We start from the raw sequence: 17,549 nt of genomic DNA on the forward strand, positions 1-17,549 counted from the left end.
TGCGTCAAGCAACCCTGCCAGGGTACCGCAGGCAGAGGTATATGTCCTAATCGCAGGCGCCATCGGCAAGCAGTACTGGCAAGCGGTGTCAGGGCGCCGAATAGAAAGAGACGCACACAGAGCTACTGCGTGCGCCTCTTTGAATTGTGAAGTTGTCGCGTGCTTGGTGGGCAGTTAACGCTCTAGCAACTGACTACCTGGCCTGCGTCCTACATTGATGTCGAGGAAGCATGTGCCAACGCAATAATCACCGGAATGACTGTCGCGAATAGGAAAGCTGCCAGGCACAGAGCCCAAATGATTGCCGGTTTCCACTTCTGCATGAAGCCCCAAAAGGCCGTGCCGAACATCAGGAAGCCAATCGCGACGCAGACGATGGTGAAAATCACCCACGTGTCCACTTACTGTCCACCTCCAGGGTTACCGGGGTCTCCGCCGCCTTCATTGCCACCGCCGAAACCACCGCCTCCCGGAATCGGGATGGGCAGTAGGTCAGCGATTCCGCCGCCACCGCCTCCGCCATCGCCACCCGGAACCGGAAGCGGTGCAGGCTGCTCCTCGGAGGACTCAGAGGTCGACTCCTCGGCCGACTCCTCTTCTGTGGTCTCCGGGGCATAGCCCTGGTCATAGCCAGAGTCAGAGGTCGACGGCGCCTGGTACTGCGGCGCACCTGCGACACCACCGATTGGCTCCGGCTTGGTGAAGTACTCAAAGTCCTCGTTAGACAGTGCGTTATCCATGGTGTACTTCCACAGATCGCCCGGGGTTTGCGAGCCGTACATGATGCCACCATAGGAGTTGTAGAGCGCCGAACCATCGACGTTGCCAACCCACACTGCAGTCGACAGCTGCGGTGTCGAACCGATCATCCACGCATCCTTGTTCTGGCCGGTGTCACCCAACTGCGTAGTACCGGTCTTGGCGGCCGACGGGCGACCACCACTCAAGGGCTTGTTGCTGTAACCGGCAATAGGCTCCATGGCCGATATCATATTGGTGGCCACTGCCTTGGAAACTCGACGGTCGCCCTTGTCAGCGTTGGACTCGTAAACAATCTCGCCCTTGGAGTTTTCGACCTTCTCTACGAAGTGAGTCTGCTGATAGACGCCATCGTTAGTCAGGGTAGCCAGACCAACGGCCATATCCAGCGGACGTGAGAGGTACTGACCCAGGGCGATACCGTCCTGCGAGTGACCGTTGTCGTCCATCAGAGTCTTTTCAATACCCGGGATGGACTCAGCCACGCCCAGACGATGAGCCATTTTGGCGGTGTCATCCGGACCATTCTTCAGGTCGCGCTGCAGGCGAATAAACGGGGTGTTCAGCGACTGCTTCAGGGACTCATAAAGCGGAAGCACGCCACCGCCGGCACCGCCGTCGTTGTGCAGAGTGACGTTACCGGACTGCACAGGTGCCGAAGAGTACTGCGCGGTCAGTGGAATACCTTGATCGAGAGCTGCTGCCAGCGCAAAAATCTTGAAAGTAGAGCCGGTCTGCAGACCGCTGTTTGCGTAGTCCCAACCAGTCGGATCGTCGCCACCGTAGTAGGCGCGGACAGCACCGGTCTTCGGCTCCACCGAAACGATGGCGGCACGCAAACCCGTTGACTGATCGACGTAGTTTTCCATCGCATCCAGGGCAGCCTGCTGCACCGTCGGGTCAATGGTCGTCGTAATGCGTAGACCGCCAGTGTTGACCTCCTGCTCGGAGATACCTTCGCGCTCCAACTCAGCCAGAACCTGATTCTTAATCATGGCAGCCGGGCCGGGCTCCGGAGCCTGCTTCGGCGCCAACGCCGGATCGATGGTCTCCGGGTACTGCATTCCCGCGCGGTCCTGCGGCGAGACGATGTTCATCTCCACCAGGCCATCGAGGACGTAGTTCCAACGCTGCTCAGCCTCCGGGCGGTTAGTCCACGGATCCAGTGCAGATGGACGCTGAATCGAGGCTGCCAGCACAGCACCCTCTTCGGCATTCAGCTCACCGACTTCCTTACCGAAGTAGGCCTTCGACGCTGCCGCGATACCGTATGCGTTACGACCAAAGTAAATCGTGTTGAGGTAGGCCTCAAGGATTTCGTCCTTAGTCCACTCCCGCGCCATCTTCGCCGACATGACCAGTTCCTTGGCCTTACGGGTCAGCGTGCGCTCATTGCCCACCACAGCATTCTTGACGTACTGCTGCGTAATGGTCGAGCCGCCACCGGCACTGGAATTACCAGTCACGACTCCCAGAGCCGCACGGGCATAACCAGTCAAGGAAAAACCCGGGTTGGTATAGAAATCACGATCCTCAGCTGCCAGCACTGCATTGCGTACAGCATCCGGCACCTTGTCGATAGTGATGTTGCTTCGGTTACCGCCCTCGGGGACGATGCGCGTGATTTCCTTTTCACCACTGCGGTCATAAATCACCGCAATCTGGCTATTGGCCAACTCCTCTGGCTCCGGCACGTCCGTTGTCGCATAAGCAACACCGAACACAACTACCGGCAACAGCACGACCAGCGCCACGGCTAGACCGAGCCACGCTAAAATTCGCCGCTTATTATCAGTCGGCTGTTCTTCTTGCGCCATCGAGCTTTCCTCTTCATGGTCATCTGGTTCATGGTCATCTGGGGCGTACTGCCCCTTCTCCGGGTCCGGCTCGCTTGCCGACGTCATCTCTGAATCGGTAGCCAGACCCTCGTCACTGCCACCGACCGAAACAGCATCAATGCTGTCGCTGGAATCGTCGTCAAGCGATGCGTCATCGGAGCGTGCGTGCGTATTGAAGGAATCAGCATCCGGCTGATCCCACCACTCGCCTGATGAATTAGAACCCTGGCCCTCGTGAGGGCTGTTAGGACCGCCTGGGCTATCGGGTCGATCATTGCTCACGGGTGCTCTCCCTAGTTTTCTGACTCTTCTCGAGCTGCCTGAAGTGTCCGGGTCAGGAAACTCCACTTGCAGTCGGGGCACACCTCAACTTCTTTGACGGTGCACGAACCATATTCATTAACTATTGCGGATAATTCGTTTTCAGTACAAGCAGAGCCGGAACGACGGCCCAAGTTTTCTCCGAACACCCAGAATACGAGTCGGAGGTCGAATTTGCGACATACTGGGCACTCTTCCTGGGGCTTTCTGCCGTGAAAACGCGCGGCAGCGACCAGCCGAGCATCGGCATCACAGAGTGATTTCCGTGAAATCTCCCCTGCACGCCACTGCTCCAATAACTGCTTCTTGAGCAAGGAGTGATCGATCTCGCCCTGCCATGTCATCACGAAGACAGATTAGCAGGCGCGTGCGGGCTGATTTCACCCCCGCTTTATCGGTAAACACATGCCCCCTCACGGTTCGGGCATCGGCAAAAAACGCATAAAGGTATAACGTCACGCTCGTTACCTCAATGCGTGCACCCACTCACGGCCGCACCGCTGGCGTAAGGCCCTGGCGCGGGGTCCTGATGCTAGGTCCTGATGCGAGTTCCCGGTGTGAGTTCCCGGCGCGAGGTCAAAGCCTCCGAGCACATAGTTTCAAGGAGAATTACCAAATGAGTTCAATTCGCGTCGCTATCGTCGGCGTCGGCAACTGCGCTTCCTCCCTGGTGCAGGGTGTCGAGTTCTACCGCGATGCAAAGCCCGATGAGACCATTCCTGGCCTCATGCACGTCGTCTTCGGCGACTACCACGTCTCCGATGTCGAGTTCGTCGCAGCTTTCGATGTTGACGACAAGAAGGTCGGCAAGGACCTCTCCGAGGCCTTTGTTTCCTCCGAGAACTGCACCATCAAGATTGCCGATGTCCCGACTCTCGGCGTTGAGGTTCAGCGCGGCCCGACCCTGGATGGCGTTGGCAAGTACTACGCGGACACCATCGACGAATCCCCGGCTGAACCGGTCGACGTTGTTCAGGCGCTGAAGGATGCCAAGGTCGATGTCCTGGTCTCCTACCTGCCGGTCGGTTCAGAACAGGCTGACAAGTTCTACGCACAGTGCGCCATTGACGCTGGTGTAGCTTTCGTCAATGCCCTGCCGGTCTTCATCGCTTCCGACCCGGAGTGGGCCAAGAAGTTCGAAGACGCAGGGGTTCCGATTGTCGGCGACGACATCAAGAGCCAGGTCGGCGCAACCATCACCCACCGCGTCATGGCCAAGCTATTTGAGGACCGCGGTGTTCGCCTCGAGCGCACCCTGCAGCTCAACGTCGGCGGCAACATGGACTTCAAGAACATGCTCGAGCGCGACCGCCTCGAGTCCAAGAAGATCTCCAAGACCCAGGCCGTCACCTCCAATCTCACCGGTCCGCTGGCCGGCAAGATCGACGACCGCAACGTCCACATCGGCCCGTCGGACTGGGTGGACTGGCTGGATGACCGCAAGTGGGCCTACGTCCGACTCGAGGGCAAGGCCTTCGGCGAGGTGCCGCTGAACCTTGAGTACAAGCTCGAGGTCTGGGACTCCCCGAACTCCGCTGGCATCATCATCGATGCTGTTCGCGCTGCCAAGATCGCCAAGGATCGCGGCATCGGCGGCCCGGTCTACGCCGCTTCTTCCTACCTGATGAAGTCCCCGCCGAAGCAGCTTGCCGACGATGTTGCGCGAGCACAGCTCGAAGCATTCATCAAGGGCGAAGACTAAAAGGTACAAGCACTCAAAAGTACAAGCGAGCAGCTCCGAGAGCATGTGCCTTGAAAAGTGCCAGCCGGTTACCCATGCGGTAGCCGCTGGCGCTTTTGTGCTTCTCTAGCCTCCCCGCGCCCTCCCACGCTCTTCTCGTCCTCCTCGCCCTACTCGCTGCTGCGCCCATCTCGTCCCCGCCATGGATGCGTGCGCTGCAGTCGTCGTAAAGCTGACAGCAATACACCCGCGAGGGTTGATCCGCGAGATATATCACAAGCCAAAAGGGTTCGCGAGAGTAGCCGCATGGCTACCTCCAACCCAAAGTTCTAAGTACAGAAGAAGTGACACTTTAGGGGGTTTCTGCCAGCACCGAAAAAACCTTATACGCAGATAGGTTTAATGCTTTGTACTGGGGCTTTAGATGATTGGTGGAAGATTCCTGGTGATTTCATTGCCGAAATCACCAGTTGTAGAAAAATAAATAGCACCCCAAATAAATTTCGTATTGGCAACTAGCACTGTTCGCATATAACATCGTCGCTATGACATTATCTTCGGGCTCGATTGGCAATCCTGATGCCGTTACTCCTCTGTCGCTCGCTAAGCGCATTCGCCCTCTTCTGACTCGCGCTGAGCTGCTCTACAGCCGCCGCTCCTCGGAGTCCCAGCTCAGCCGCGCGCAGCTGTCCATCATGATGACCCTGGAGGCACTGGGTGCCTGCCGTATCAGCCAGTTGGCTGAGGCCGAGGCCATCCGCATGCCCACCGCCTCCAACGCCGTGCACCACTTGGAGGTCGCCGGCATGGTGGAGCGCGTCCGCGACAGCAAAGACCGTCGTGGCGTCCGCGTTGAACTGACCGACCGTGGCCGTGAAGAGCTGCACCGCGTTTCTGAAGAGCGCGATCAGCAGATGGCTGAGATGTTCAGCACGCTGAGCCAGGAAGAGCTGGAATTTGGCGCTGGTCTTGAGACGATTCTGTCCAAGATCCTCGAAAACTACCCGGAGCACCCAAAGACAAACCCAAACGTCTAGTCTCTTTTCCAGCTAGCCCTGCCCGCTTTAAGCCCACAGGCAGGATACATAGCTTTTACACTTCCTCGGTGCCGTTTTAAATATGCCCGCCTATCCACGTAGGCTATTACCCAGAAGCACCACTTGGATATTTCTGAGTAATCACAGGAGGATTAGCGATGGCTTCCCGCCCGCTTCGTATCATGATTGCGTGGCGTCCAGGCGAGTACGGCACCGAAACGCTTGCTTACGCCGCTTGGTTAGCTCGCACCACGAAGGTGCAGATTCGCGTTGTCAGCGCACTGTCGCGCGGCTGGCCGCTGACCTCACTGGCTCGGTTGAGCACCAATGACTCCTGGGTTTCCCACGAAACCGAGTCTCTTGAAAAAATCATCAAGGATGAGCTAAAGCTCGCTGGCCTGCGCAAGGGCATGCTTGACGACGATGCCGTGCGGATCATCGAATCCTCCAGCGAATCCACAACTATCTGCAACGAAGCCGAAGAATTCGAAGCCGATGTGGTTTTGCTTGGCACCCGCCGAAGCAATACCAAGGACTGGGCCGCCAAGAACCGCAGTCGCTTTACTGCGGGATCAACCTCGGATGCGCTGCTGCATTACTCGCCAATCCCGCTGGGATTGGCGATTCCCGGCGCGAAGCTTTCTAAGCACGGTGTGACCCGTGTCAGCATTTGCTACATTGACACCCCACAGTCGCACCACGCATTGAATAAAGCTGCTGACCTGGCATATCGCTGGGAAGTTCCCCTGCGTTTGGTCTCGTTTACGCCGCGTGGTGCGACCATGTACCCGACGGAGAACGGCTACGGCCCCTCCTCTGACCTGATGATTGAGTGGCGCGAGCAGGCTATGGGGCTGCTCGACCGCGGTATGGACCGCGCGCATACCCGTTACCCAGACCTTTCCATTGATGCGGAAGTAGCCTCCGGCAACGGTTGGGAAGAGGCCATTCAGTCCATCAAGTGGAAAAAGGGAGACTTGCTCGTTTTGGGTTCGTCTACTCTTGGCCCATTCGGGCGAATTTTCATCGGCTCGTCGACTAACCACATCGTTCGTCACAGCCCGGTGCCAATGCTGATTACTCCGGCCTAGTATGGCAGGCACATCAGACGGCATTTAGAGGCGAGGGGAGCAGATGGTGGATAATTCACCGAAGCGCAGTACACCAGAGCGCAATGAGGATGAAATCTTCGACGAGCTTGAGCGCAAGATGTATTCCGGCAAGCGCGCCTACATCTACACCGCGGGTGTGATTCTTACGACGCTGCTCGCGGGCCTCATTATTGGCATCGCCGGCGCCATTGTCGGTGGCCCCACCTGTGATGCGGGTAAGTCCAGCTTCCTCTGCTCCCGCACTTGGGAGATCCTTTTCCCCGTTGTCCCGGGCGTAATCTCCCTGGTCGGCTGCCTTTTGGGCTTCTGGCAGACCTACGTGGAGTGGAAGAACTTCCGCAACTGGCGCGCGTGGCTCGCTATGTGCTGGGTGCTCATGCCCTTCACTTTGATGTGGATGCTCTCCACATTCGGCGTCCTGATTCTGGGCGTTAAGTAGGGGTAAGAGGCGGCCAGCCTCGGAGCCACCCCTTGAGGCTTTTGCGAGAAAGTCTCAAGCGAGAAAGTGTCTGGGTTTATGTCAAATTTGAGCCGATTTTAGGCTTCAAACTGACATAAACCCAGACACTTTCTTGTAGGCATTAGCCTCCCGGCTACTTCTTCACAACTAGATTGACCATCTTGCCCGGAACGACAATGACCTTCACGATATTGCCACCGGCGTTCTCCACAGCTGCGACAACCTTTTCGTCGGCACGCGCGGCGGCCTCGATGTCCTCGCGGGAAGCATCGGTAGCCACGTCAATGCGAGCGCGAACCTTGCCGTTGATCTGAACTGGCAGCTCAACGGTGTCGTCGACCAGCCACTTTTCGTCAACTGCCGGCCACGGACCGTGTGCCAGGGACTCGGTGTGGCCGAGACGGCTCCACAGTTCCTCCGCGATGTGCGGTGCCACAGGGCCAAGCATGAGGGCCAGCGGTTCCACGGCGGCGCGCGGGGCACCGGTCGAACCGTAGGTCTTAGTCAGGTAGTTGACGTACTCAATGAGCTTTGCGACGGCCGTGTTGTCACGCAGCTCTGCGTAGTCAGAGGTAACCCCTTCCACGGTGCGGTTGAGCGCCTTGAGGTCGTCGTCGGAAAGCGCTGCGTCCGTGACGGCGAGCTCACCGGAGTCCTCATTGACCACCAGGCGCCAAGCGCGCTGGAGGAAGCGCTGCGAGCCGACTAGATCCTTCGTCGCCCACGGGCGGGAGGTGTCCAGCGGACCCATGGCCATCTCGTAGACGCGCAGGGTGTCAGCGCCGTAGTTGTCGCAGACCTCGTCGGGGGAGACGGCGTTCTTCAGGGACTTGCCCATCTTGCCGTACTCCTGGAAGACCTCCAGGTCAGAGCCGTCTTCGGCGCCGCCCGGGATGAGGAACTTACCATCGCGCTCAACAACCTGATCCGCCGGCTGGTAGACACCACGGGCATCGGTGTAGGCGTAAGCCTGGATGTAGCCCTGGTTGAACAGACGGCGGTACGGCTCCTTGGAGGTCACGTAGCCGAGGTCGAAGAGGACCTTGTGCCAGAAGCGGGAGTAGAGCAGGTGCAGCACTGCGTGCTCGACGCCACCGACGTAGAGGTCGACGCCGCCTGGGTCGTCCTTACCGTGAGTCTCCGGGCGAGGGCCGGTCCAGTAGCGCTCGTTTTCCAGGTCAACGAACTCCTCAGCGTTATTCGGGTCGATGTAGCGCAGCTGGTACCAGGAGGAACCTGCCCAGTTCGGCATGACATTGGTGTCACGGCGGTACTTCTTCTTGCCATCGCCGAGATCGAGCTCGACATTGACCCAGTCAGTGGCCTTGTCCAGTGGAGCCTTTGGCTCGGTGTCAGCATCGTCCGGGTCGAAGGTGACCGGCTTGTAGTCCTCGACCTCTGGCAACTCGACCGGAAGCATGGACTCGGGCAGCGCGTGGGCGTGACCGTCCTCGTCGTAGACGATGGGGAAGGGCTCGCCCCAGTAGCGCTGGCGGGCGAATAGCCAGTCGCGCAGTTTGTACTGGACCTTCTCGTGACCAGCACCTTCCTTCTCCAACCACTCAATGACGGTGGCGATGGCGGTGTCCTTGTCCAGGCCATTGATGTCCAGGCCGGAATCATTGGCGGAGTTCACGCACGTACCGTTACCGACGTACGCCTCCTTTGCAATGTCACCACCTGCAACAACCTCGCGGATTGGCAGACCGAAGGCAGTGGCGAACTCGTAGTCGCGCTCATCGTGGGCCGGGACAGCCATGATGGCACCGGTGCCGTAGCCAATCAAGACATAGTCGGAAATGAATACCGGCACCTGCTCACCGCTCACCGGGTTGGTGGCGTAAGCGCCCAGGAAGACACCGGTCTTTTCCTTGTTCTCCTGGCGTTCCAGGTCGGACTTGGAGGCAATTGCGGCGCGGTAAGCGGCGACGGCCTCGGCTGGGGTTTCCTTGCCGAAGGTCCAGCGCTCATCCACGCCCTCGTAGGAACCGCTGCCGGCTTCGACCAGCTGATCCACCAGCTCGTGCTCAGGAGCAAGCACCATGTAGGAGGCTCCGAAGAGAGTGTCCGGGCGAGTGGTGAAGACCCTGATCTTGGTGGAGACCTTCGGGCCGACCTCGGCTGTGAAGTCGACCTCGGCACCGCGGGAGCGGCCGATCCAGTTGCGCTGCATGGACTTGACCTTGTCCGGCCAGTCCAGCAGCTCCAGGTCGTCGACCAGGCGGTCAGCGTATGCGGTGATGCGCATCATCCACTGGCCCAGCCGCTTGCGGAACACCGGGAAGTTACCGCGCTCCGAACGGCCCTCGGCGGTCACTTCTTCGTTGGACAGCACAGTGCCGAGGCCCGGACACCAGTTGACCATCGAATTCGACTGGTAAACCAGACGGAACTCATCCACGGCTTCGCGCTGCTCGGTCTCGCTGAGCTCAGCGTAGACGCGACCGTCCTTGGTAGCCATCTCGCCCGACTCCAAGAGTGGAATCAGCTCATCGATGCGACGGGCCTTCTTCTGATCCTCATCGAACCAGGCGTTGTAAATCTGCAGGAAAATCCACTGCGTCCACTTGTAGTAGTCCTGGTCAGTGGTCGCGAAAACACGGCGGCGGTCATGGCCAAGTCCCAGGCGGCCCAGCTGTCGCTCCATGTTGGCGATATTCGTTTCCGTCGTCACGCGCGGGTGCGTACCGGTCTGGATTGCGAACTGCTCCGCCGGCAGACCGAAGGCGTCGTAGCCCAGGGTGTGCAGCACGTTTGCGCCCTGCATGCGGTGGAAGCGCGCGAAGACGTCGGTGGCGATGTATCCCAGCGGGTGGCCTACGTGCAGACCGACACCGGACGGGTACGGGAACATGTCCTGGACGAAAAGCTTGTCCTTCGGCGGAGTCGAGCCGTCGGCAGCTGCCAAATCGCCCACCGGGTTGGGGGCGTAGAAGGTGCCGTTATCTTTCCAATACGCCTGCCACTTTCCCTCTAGCTGAGTCGCCAGCTCGGGGGAGTAGCGGTAGTCGGTGGCTTCTGCCGAGGACGAGGACTTTTCGCTGTTGGTCATGGTCTCACAGTCTAATAGGTGCGTTTGGCACGTGCTCAACCACCTATATAAATTGGAAGCATGATTGTCATCCCTGTAATTACCCTGGTTCTGGCTGTTTGCATAGCCGTTGTCGCTGGTTTGGCATGGTCGGCGAAGCTACCGGGTAATAACTGGATCGGAATTCGTGCGCCTGAGGCTCGAAAGTCCCAGGAAAACTGGGATATTACGCACCGCGTTGCCGGCCCGCCGTGGGCTGTGTCCGCTGTCGCTTTCCTCGGTGCCACCATGCTCGGCTTCCTCGCCATCCGCCCGGAGGCCTCTGGTTGGATGTGGCTGTGGTACGCCGTCGCTCTGCTCGCCGGTATCGCCATGCTCGGCATTGGTGCGGCTATCGGCTCGCACACCATCGCGCTTTACGACGCCAAGGTCTCCGCCGAGTCCGGCTCCGGTTGTGGGTGCGGTGACGGTGACAGCGGCTGTGGCTGTGACTCCGCCGCCACTGATGCCGCCGACACTGCGGCTGATGATGCCTGCTGCTCCGACAACCCGGCAGCAGACTGCGGTGTCTCCGGTGGCTGCAGCTCCTGTGGCCTGGAAGGACTGTGCACGGACAAGGGCTCATCCGCGAATGCCACTTTCAAGCCTGTGGACAAGGATGCGCTGCGCAAGGCAGCTGAGCAGAAGAAGTAAAAAATTATTGCAGAGAAAAGCTTCTGCAAAATAGTAAGACAACATCTGGTTGCCCACTAAGCTATTTGTCCATGTGGCAACGAATTGTGAATTGGCGTCCAGATCCCCTCATCGTCGGTATCGTTGCTGCAGCGATACTGGCGATTATTTTTCCTGCAAGCGGCACTACCGCTGAGGTTTTCAGCTGGGCCACAAAGATCGCCATTGGCTTCTTGTTCTTCCTCTATGGCGCGCGCCTGAGCCCGCAGGATGCGTTGGCCGGTGTTAAGCATTGGCGGCTGCACATAACCATTCTGGCTTTCACATTCGTGCTGTTCCCAATCCTCGGCCTGCTGATGAAACCCCTGGATTGGATTCTTTCTCCTGGCCTCTACCTGGGCATTTTGTACATGACGCTGGCACCGTCGACGGTGCAGTCGAGTGTGAACTTCACGTCCATCGCCAAGGGCAATGTCGCCGGCGCCATCGTCAGTGCCTCGGCATCTAACCTGCTGGGCATTGTGGTCACACCGGTGCTGGTGATGCTGTTGATGGCCACCGGTGGCGGCATTCATGTGGATTCGTCGGTGTTCTTGGATATTTCGCTGCAGTTGCTGCTGCCATTCGCAATCGGCCAGCTCACTCGCCGTTGGACCCTGAAGTTTGCCGCCGCGAAGACGACTAAGAACGTTGACCGCCTATCCATCGCAATGGTCGTTTACGCAGCCTTCTCCGAGGGCATGGTGCAGGGCATCTGGTCGAAGGTGCCGGCAGGGGACATTGTCATCCTGTGTGTGCTTTCGGTCGTGCTGGTGGAATTCGTTTTGCGGTTGTCCGGATTCATCGCAAATAAGATGGGCTTCGACCGCAAGGACCGCATTGCGATTCAGTTCTGCGGTTCGAAGAAGTCCCTGGCCACCGGTCTGCCCATGGCTGCCGTTATCTTCGGTGCCGATGCCAGCCTCTACATTTTGCCGCTGATGATTTTCCACCAGATTCAGCTGATGATCTGTGCGGTCTACGCCGCTCGCTGGGGCAAGGAAGCAGAAGCTGAGCCGGAGCCACAACCCGCTTAACGCGGTCTAGCGCATGGACCCGAGGGGCGAATCCGGCTTGGCACATATACTGGGGCGCACAACATAAGGTTCGGTTTTAAACGAGCAAACGAAAGTGTGAGATTCAGCATGGCTAACGAGAATCCGGCTCCGTTCTCCCCGGAACAGCGCGCCGCAGAAGAGACCGCGATCAATGAGTTCTGGTCGTGGTGGAACTCTTTTGGCGCCGATGCGCTCGACTCGATGTTTAGTGTCCAGCTCGGTATCGATGGTGCCCCGAACGCCGCCGATGTGGACATTATTGATGTCCAGAAGGAGGTCGGCGGCCGCATCGCCGCTATTAATGACCGGCTCATCTGGGGGTTTGAGGCTGGCGCTCCGTATTCTCGCCACCTTCTGACTGTTAGCGCTGCCGGCGATCCGGAGCTGCGCCCGGTCGCTCGCCGTTGGCTGGAGGCCGCGCCTGACGACGGCGCGGTGTGGTCTTTCACCGACCTCCGCCAGGCGGATCCGGCGATGAAGCTGTCGCTGGGGGATGTCGCAGCTACGTTGGTTGCACAGGGTGCTCTCGAGGCCGATGCTCCCGCCGAGGTCGATCCGGCAGACGCCCGCGTGGCTGTTAGCAGTGGTCATGGGGCAGTGGACGTTCGCCTATTCCACCCGCTGTTCCCGGCAATTGCTCAGTTGGAGGACGGTGAGCGCTTGGTAGCTCAGCTAGGTTTCACACTGCTGCAGCTGGCTCTGGGAGAGGAGGACTTCGGCCTGTGGCTGCGCGGTTTCGCCTTCGCTGGCGAGGAGCCGGAAGATGCTATCCCGCTACCGGAGCTGGGCGGTGTCGTCGAGCAGCTCGCGGAAGAGTGCCCGGAGTGGCTCACCATTGATGCCGAAGCCAACGGCCAGCCGCTCGTCGTCGCTACTCGCGCTCCGATTACGCAGCTGGTGAGCCCGACTATGACGCAGCATGTGCTGATTCAGCTCATGCTCGCTCACATTGACGACAAGGGCTTGCCGACGGACGAGTCGAAGGAATCCCTCTCCGAGTTCAATACCGCTGCCGCTGAAGCCATCGCTGAGGACAAGGGTATTTTTGTTGCAACTGAGCAATCCGATGGCATGGCTCTGATGCACTTCTTTATTGACCCGGCATCTGATGCGGAGGCGGGTCTGCAAGCTGTTGCGGAGACGTGGACCGAGGGAGAGCATGTCATCGATACCGCTTACGATCCAGCTTGGCAGCGCGTCGGTCACCTGCGCGTGTAGATTGGTTTTTTGTTATGAACGCTCGTCATCGTCTTACTCCACGGCCTTCCCGCGCGATTCGCATGGGTCTTACCGGTGTCATCGCTGTCACCAGCCTTCCGCTGGCAGCTGGAAACGTCGCTGCGGCTCCGCAGCCAAAACTGACTCCGCAGGGCACTATTGATGCTCCGGGGCGAACCCAGATCAGCTTTACCCACACCCCAAGTGGCACGCACTACGGTACGGCGAACGAGAATGAAGCTCGTCCGGGGCTTTCGATTGTCAAGCTCTACATTGCGGACTACGTCTTCAAACATGGCACAGAAGCGGACAAGGCGAAGGCCACAGAGATGATTCGCTACTCCGATGACAATATCGCCAGTGAGCTCTATGGCCGTTACCCGGATTCCATCAACGCCACTGCGCGTGAATACGGCCTCAGCAACACCCACGATGCAGGTCACTGGGGAAATTCAACTACGTCCAGCGCGGACACTGTGAAGTTCCTGGAGGCCAAGAAGCGTGAGAACACTTCTGACCCGGTTCTGGTTGCTATGAGCACCGCGTCACCTGTGGCAGCGGATGACTACCGTCAGGATTACGGCACCGCCACGCTGCCGGGTGTTATTGGCACAAAGTGGGGTTGGTCCGATGACCGCCAGAGCGTTCACGCCTCGGCATCCATTGGACCTGACTTCAGCGTCGCTGCTAACACCTACGGCACGAAGGAAACTCACACCAGCGATGTTCAGAATGCCTTCGACGGCACGCTGGGCACTCCATCGCTGCCGGACATCCCAGGCGTCCCGAACCTGCCCGAGAGCCCAAATCTCGGCGAACTACTGAATCTGCCGGAATCCCCGCAGCTGCCCCAGATTCCGGGACTACCGGACTTCACTGGTCAGGTACCGGCACAGTTCTAGCCACTGCCGCTAGCCACTGGTCCGCTGGCACCGTCCCACACACAGCGCACCTCACGCGACAAGGTTCACGAGGACCATATACAGCGCCGTGCCTACAAAAATCGAAATCACGGTGTTGCGCCGCCACCAGTGCAGGCCAACGGTGACGGCCAGCGCTACGGGCACGGCCCAGGCAGCGCCGGGGTCGCCACTCTCACCGCTGAGTCCTAGCCGCCCGAAGACGGTGTAGGCAACCAACGCCACCATGACTCCAACCGGCATGGTCGTGCCGAGGAACTCGAACAGGGGAGACCCCTTCAGAGTGCGCACGAATGCAAACGGCAGCGCACGCAGCGCAAGAGTCACCGTACCCATCGCAAAGAGCGCGGCAAGCACATAGCCGGAATCGGGCATCGCGGTCATGCTCGCTCTCCCTCCGTCGTACGCTGATTGCTTGCCGACGTCATGCGCATCACCCGATCCACCCGCGGTGACCACACGCGCAACAGCAGCAGGCCGAAGTACATCAGCAGTCCGATAACCAGCATCTGGTTCGGGTTAATCAGCCAGCCCACCAGCGTGCAGACGATAGCGGACAGGGGCAGTGACCAGTCCTTAGAAGTCTCAAACGCGTCCATGGCCAGCACCGTAAAGAGCGCCACCAGTGCGAACTCGGCACCGCGGATACCCTCGGGCAGTGCTGCGCCGGTTAGCGCCCCGACAATGCCGGAGCCCACCCACAATAACTGGCAGAGAATCTGAATCGTCAGCAGTCGGTGGCCCGACATCTTTTCGGTCGGATTTGCTGCAGAGACGATGGCATACGACTCGTCGGTAAGCGCGTATGTGGAATATGCGCGGCCGAGACGAGACTGTATCCGGTCGCGTGGGAACGTCAGTCCGTAGAAGACGTGGCGGAAGTTGACCATAAAGGACGTCACGGCACAGCCGAGCAGACCCGTATGCGCCATAACCAGGCCGACAGCGAGGAATTCCATCGACCCGGCGTAGACCACGAAGGAGAAGATGGGGGCCCACCACCAGCTAAAGCCAGTTTGTGCGATGAGCAGGCCGAATGCGAGCCCTAGCGGAATGAGTCCCATGCCCACGGGCAGTGTCTGCCGGATGCCGGCAGCTATGTCGGTGCGGTCGCTGTTTCCTGTGGCGCTACTTCCTTCAGCCCTGTTTCCTTCGGTATTGATGTGCTCACTCATCTAGTTGTCACGTACATCTACGGGATAGGTGCCATACAGTGGCAGCGGCCAGGGCTGACGGCGCATGCAATCACCCCAGATGTCCGCGGCAGCAGGCGCGAGTACATCTGAGGGCAGGGCAGGGGCGACGTACCAGTCACCGCGCTCGAGCTCGTCTTCCAGCTGCCCCGGATCCCAGCCTGCGTAACCGGCGAAGATGCGTGCGCCATCTATGCGGTCGCGTACGCCCTCCGGCTCCGCACCGAGGTTGACCAGCGCAAACCTGTGAGCGATGCGTTCCATCAGCGGGGCACCGGTAATACTGTCGGTCTCCTCTGGGAGGGTGGCACCATTTCGCACCACACCAATGCAGATTGGCTGTGTCTGGTTGACCGGACCCCCGACGTAGAGCACCGGCGGCTTGGCCATCAGCGGCGCCCAAGGCTCGAGCACATTGTGCACCGGCGTCTGCGAACGCTGCGTGAGATCGACACCAAGGGTGCCGTGTTCATCGTGCTCAATAAGGAAAATCACCGAGCGGGAAAACTCCGGCGAGAGCATGCCGGGTGCTGCGAGCAGCAGCATCCCGGCAGCCGGGTCGTTGCGCTCAAGGCTGGTAAAAAGCCGGTCGCCGTAGAGATTTTCCGGATTAATCGATGCCATTAGCTCTCACTTTCGCTTTCAGCCTGCTCACCGGACTGCTCGTACCACCATTTCTTCAGCGCCAAGATAGCATCTTCACGCTCCAGCGGACCGGACTCCAATCGCAGCTCTTTCAGGTAATTCCAGGCCTGTCCGACTTCTTTGCCGGGCTTCAGGTCCAGAATTTCCATGATTTCGTTGCCATCCAGGTCGGGGCGGACGCGTGCGAGGTCCTCCTGCTCGGCGAGCTCCTTGATTCGCGCTTCCAGGCTGTCGCAGGCTCGTGCGAGGCGTGCTGCTTTACGACGGTTTCTCGTCGTACAGTCGGCCCGCACGATTTTGTTGAGTCGTTCCAACAGATCTCCGGCGTCGTTGACATAACGTCGCACCGCCGAGTCCGTCCACTTGCCTTCGCCGTAGCCGTGGAAGCGCATGTGCAGGTAGACCAACTGCGAGATTTCGTGGTTGGTCTTCTTCGGGAACTTCAGTTTCCGAAGGCGGCGCCGCACCAGCTTCGCACCAACCACTTCGTGCTGGTAAAAGGTGACGTTTCCCTGCTCGTTGTAGGCACGGGTAGCGGGTTTGCCGCAGTCGTGCAGCAGTGCCGCCCATCGCAGTACGAGGTCCGGTTCACCGGGTTCTTCCTGGTCAATAGCTTGCCGCATGACCTGCAGAGAGTGTTGGTAGACATCCTTGTGCTGGCGGTGTTCATCCTGCGTCATGCGCATGTCGGAAATCTCCGGCAGCACGCGGTCGGCCAACCCCGATTCCACCATCAGGTCGATACCTCGGCTTGGGTCCGCACCCAGGATGAGCTTGTTCAGCTCGGTGGAGATGCGCTCGACCGTGATGCGGTCAATTTCGCTGGACATTTCCTTCAACGCCTTGAGCACACGCGGTGCCACGTCGAACCCCAGCTGGGATGCGAAGCGGCAGGCACGCAGCATCCGCAGGGGGTCGTCGCCAAAACTGACCTCCGGCGCCCCCGGGGTGTCCAACACACCCGCGACAAGATCCTCGAAACCTCCGAGCGGGTCGAGGAAGGTGCGGGTGCCGTCACCATGGAGCTCCACGGCGATGGCGTTACAGCGGAAGTCACGGCGAATTAGATCGCCCTCCAGCGTGTCACCGAAAGTGACCTCCGGATTGCGGCTGACCTGGTCATACGTATCCGCACGGAATGTGGTGATCTCCACCTGACGGCCATGCCGTTCCGCGGAGAGTGTGCCGAATTCAATGCCGGTATCCCAGACAATATCCGCCCAGTCATCGAGGATCGCGCGCGTCACTTCCGGGCGCGCGTCGGTGGTGAAATCGAGATCCACGCCCAGTCGCCCTAAGAGAGCATCGCGCACAGAACCGCCCACGAGGTACAGGCGATGGCCGGCTGCACTAAACGCAGCTGCCAGCGAATCGAGGATCTCAGACTCCTTGGCGATCGCCTGATCCGCCACTGCCAGCATTGCCGTCCTGCGCACCTTTGGGTCCGCGTCAGCAGCCGCCGGAGTAGCACCGGGAGGTGTAGTCCCCCCGGGCTGGTCACCATTTGTCGTTGAAGGAGTCGATTGTGTCACGACCGACACAATACCCGCTTATACCTATAAACC

At 59.4% G+C, this 17,549-nt stretch carries 16 protein-coding genes; 8 read left to right on the forward strand and 8 right to left on the reverse strand.

The window, feature by feature from the left end; genetic code table 11:
* Positions 1 to 209: 209 nt before the first annotated feature.
* From QP978_RS08495 to QP978_RS08505, 3 genes are read right to left on the reverse strand one after another with little or no spacing between them, the layout of a single operon-like run.
* Complete coding sequence (locus QP978_RS08495; protein ID WP_016421704.1) at positions 210 to 401, reverse strand: hypothetical protein; 192 nt, start codon at positions 399 to 401, stop codon at positions 210 to 212.
* Positions 402 to 2,879, reverse strand: coding sequence for a transglycosylase domain-containing protein (locus QP978_RS08500; RefSeq protein ID WP_016421705.1), 2,478 nt, complete (start codon positions 2,877 to 2,879; stop codon positions 402 to 404).
* An 11-nt stretch (positions 2,880 to 2,890) separates the two neighbouring features.
* Positions 2,891 to 3,262, reverse strand: coding sequence for a DUF5318 family protein (locus tag QP978_RS08505; RefSeq protein WP_224433683.1), 372 nt, complete (start codon positions 3,260 to 3,262; stop codon positions 2,891 to 2,893).
* Positions 3,263 to 3,534: 272 nt separating this feature from the next.
* On the opposite strand from QP978_RS08505, the gene QP978_RS08510 reads away from it, so the two are divergent.
* The 4 genes from QP978_RS08510 to QP978_RS08525 all read left to right on the forward strand — a co-directional run bounded on the left by QP978_RS08510 (position 3,535) and on the right by QP978_RS08525 (position 7,187).
* Positions 3,535 to 4,620, forward strand: coding sequence for an inositol-3-phosphate synthase (locus QP978_RS08510; protein ID WP_284857065.1), 1,086 nt, complete (start codon positions 3,535 to 3,537; stop codon positions 4,618 to 4,620).
* A 524-nt stretch (positions 4,621 to 5,144) separates the two neighbouring features.
* The gene (locus tag QP978_RS08515; protein ID WP_070429059.1) at positions 5,145 to 5,636 is read left to right on the forward strand and encodes a MarR family winged helix-turn-helix transcriptional regulator; all 492 of its coding nucleotides are present in this window, start codon (positions 5,145 to 5,147) and stop codon (positions 5,634 to 5,636) included.
* A 158-nt stretch (positions 5,637 to 5,794) separates the two neighbouring features.
* On the forward strand, positions 5,795 to 6,727 hold the full coding sequence (locus QP978_RS08520; protein WP_070628763.1) for a universal stress protein: 933 nt from the start codon (positions 5,795 to 5,797) through the stop codon (positions 6,725 to 6,727).
* A gap of 43 nt (positions 6,728 to 6,770) precedes the next feature.
* Positions 6,771 to 7,187 carry a hypothetical protein gene (locus tag QP978_RS08525; protein WP_048733161.1) on the forward strand — a complete coding sequence of 139 codons (417 nt, stop codon included), beginning with the start codon at positions 6,771 to 6,773 and terminating at the stop codon, positions 7,185 to 7,187.
* Positions 7,188 to 7,341: 154 nt separating this feature from the next.
* Here QP978_RS08525 and leuS read toward each other — a convergent pair whose 3' ends face one another.
* Positions 7,342 to 10,260 (reverse strand): leucine--tRNA ligase, encoded by a 2,919-nt coding sequence (gene leuS / locus QP978_RS08530; protein WP_048733159.1) that lies wholly within the window; start codon positions 10,258 to 10,260, stop codon positions 7,342 to 7,344.
* 60 nt (positions 10,261 to 10,320) lie between these two features.
* Between leuS and QP978_RS08535 the strand changes: the two genes are divergently transcribed.
* The 4 genes from QP978_RS08535 (at position 10,321) to QP978_RS08550 (ending at position 14,128) form a co-directional block, all read left to right on the forward strand.
* Entirely contained in the window at positions 10,321 to 10,932 is a 612-nt protein-coding gene (locus QP978_RS08535) for an SdpI family protein (protein WP_016421712.1), read from the forward strand.
* A gap of 71 nt (positions 10,933 to 11,003) precedes the next feature.
* Complete coding sequence (locus QP978_RS08540; protein WP_016421713.1) at positions 11,004 to 11,987, forward strand: bile acid:sodium symporter family protein; 984 nt, start codon at positions 11,004 to 11,006, stop codon at positions 11,985 to 11,987.
* Between the two features lie 108 nt (positions 11,988 to 12,095).
* Entirely contained in the window at positions 12,096 to 13,226 is a 1,131-nt protein-coding gene (locus tag QP978_RS08545; RefSeq protein ID WP_284857066.1) for a DUF695 domain-containing protein, read from the forward strand.
* Positions 13,227 to 13,240: 14 nt separating this feature from the next.
* Complete coding sequence (locus QP978_RS08550) at positions 13,241 to 14,128, forward strand: serine hydrolase family protein (RefSeq protein ID WP_049170092.1); 888 nt, start codon at positions 13,241 to 13,243, stop codon at positions 14,126 to 14,128.
* A 51-nt stretch (positions 14,129 to 14,179) separates the two neighbouring features.
* On the opposite strand, the gene QP978_RS08555 is transcribed toward QP978_RS08550, so the two are convergent.
* The 4 genes from QP978_RS08555 to QP978_RS08570 all read right to left on the reverse strand — a co-directional run bounded on the left by QP978_RS08555 (position 14,180) and on the right by QP978_RS08570 (position 17,405).
* Positions 14,180 to 14,530: a branched-chain amino acid transporter permease gene (locus tag QP978_RS08555; protein WP_049170093.1), complete on the reverse strand. Its 351-nt coding sequence runs from the start codon at positions 14,528 to 14,530 to the stop codon at positions 14,180 to 14,182.
* Positions 14,527 to 15,210: an AzlC family ABC transporter permease gene (locus tag QP978_RS08560; protein WP_049170132.1), complete on the reverse strand. Its 684-nt coding sequence runs from the start codon at positions 15,208 to 15,210 to the stop codon at positions 14,527 to 14,529. Before QP978_RS08560 ends, QP978_RS08555 begins: the two co-directional genes overlap by 4 nt.
* 111 nt (positions 15,211 to 15,321) lie before the next feature.
* Positions 15,322 to 15,963, reverse strand: a complete 642-nt coding sequence (locus tag QP978_RS08565; RefSeq protein WP_016421725.1) for a YqgE/AlgH family protein — start codon at positions 15,961 to 15,963, stop codon at positions 15,322 to 15,324.
* Positions 15,963 to 17,405, reverse strand: coding sequence for a CCA tRNA nucleotidyltransferase (locus tag QP978_RS08570; protein ID WP_016421726.1), 1,443 nt, complete (start codon positions 17,403 to 17,405; stop codon positions 15,963 to 15,965). Before QP978_RS08570 ends, QP978_RS08565 begins: the two co-directional genes overlap by 1 nt.
* Positions 17,406 to 17,549 lie beyond the last annotated feature (144 nt).

The sequence above is a fragment of the Corynebacterium sp. MSK035 genome, from assembly GCF_030232615.1.
In the GTDB taxonomy this organism is placed as follows: domain Bacteria; phylum Actinomycetota; class Actinomycetes; order Mycobacteriales; family Mycobacteriaceae; genus Corynebacterium; species Corynebacterium jeikeium_D.

What these genes read in the sequence shown, in the direction of transcription:
- QP978_RS08505 (WP_224433683.1), bottom strand. Translation starts at nt 3,262, where the DNA reads ATGACATGGCAGGGCGAGATCGATCACTCCTTGCTCAAGAAGCAGTTA.
- QP978_RS08510 (WP_284857065.1), top strand. Translation starts at nt 3,535, where the DNA reads ATGAGTTCAATTCGCGTCGCTATCGTCGGCGTCGGCAACTGCGCTTCC.
- QP978_RS08515 (WP_070429059.1), top strand. Translation starts at nt 5,145, where the DNA reads ATGACATTATCTTCGGGCTCGATTGGCAATCCTGATGCCGTTACTCCT.
- QP978_RS08520 (WP_070628763.1), top strand. Translation starts at nt 5,795, where the DNA reads ATGGCTTCCCGCCCGCTTCGTATCATGATTGCGTGGCGTCCAGGCGAG.
- QP978_RS08525 (WP_048733161.1), top strand. Translation starts at nt 6,771, where the DNA reads ATGGTGGATAATTCACCGAAGCGCAGTACACCAGAGCGCAATGAGGAT.
- leuS (WP_048733159.1), bottom strand. Translation starts at nt 10,260, where the DNA reads ATGACCAACAGCGAAAAGTCCTCGTCCTCGGCAGAAGCCACCGACTAC.
- QP978_RS08535 (WP_016421712.1), top strand. Translation starts at nt 10,321, where the DNA reads ATGATTGTCATCCCTGTAATTACCCTGGTTCTGGCTGTTTGCATAGCC.
- QP978_RS08540 (WP_016421713.1), top strand. Translation starts at nt 11,004, where the DNA reads ATGTGGCAACGAATTGTGAATTGGCGTCCAGATCCCCTCATCGTCGGT.
- QP978_RS08545 (WP_284857066.1), top strand. Translation starts at nt 12,096, where the DNA reads ATGGCTAACGAGAATCCGGCTCCGTTCTCCCCGGAACAGCGCGCCGCA.
- QP978_RS08550 (WP_049170092.1), top strand. Translation starts at nt 13,241, where the DNA reads ATGAACGCTCGTCATCGTCTTACTCCACGGCCTTCCCGCGCGATTCGC.
- QP978_RS08555 (WP_049170093.1), bottom strand. Translation starts at nt 14,530, where the DNA reads ATGACCGCGATGCCCGATTCCGGCTATGTGCTTGCCGCGCTCTTTGCG.
- QP978_RS08560 (WP_049170132.1), bottom strand. Translation starts at nt 15,210, where the DNA reads ATGGGACTCATTCCGCTAGGGCTCGCATTCGGCCTGCTCATCGCACAA.
- QP978_RS08565 (WP_016421725.1), bottom strand. Translation starts at nt 15,963, where the DNA reads ATGGCATCGATTAATCCGGAAAATCTCTACGGCGACCGGCTTTTTACC.
- QP978_RS08570 (WP_016421726.1), bottom strand. Translation starts at nt 17,405, where the DNA reads ATGCTGGCAGTGGCGGATCAGGCGATCGCCAAGGAGTCTGAGATCCTC.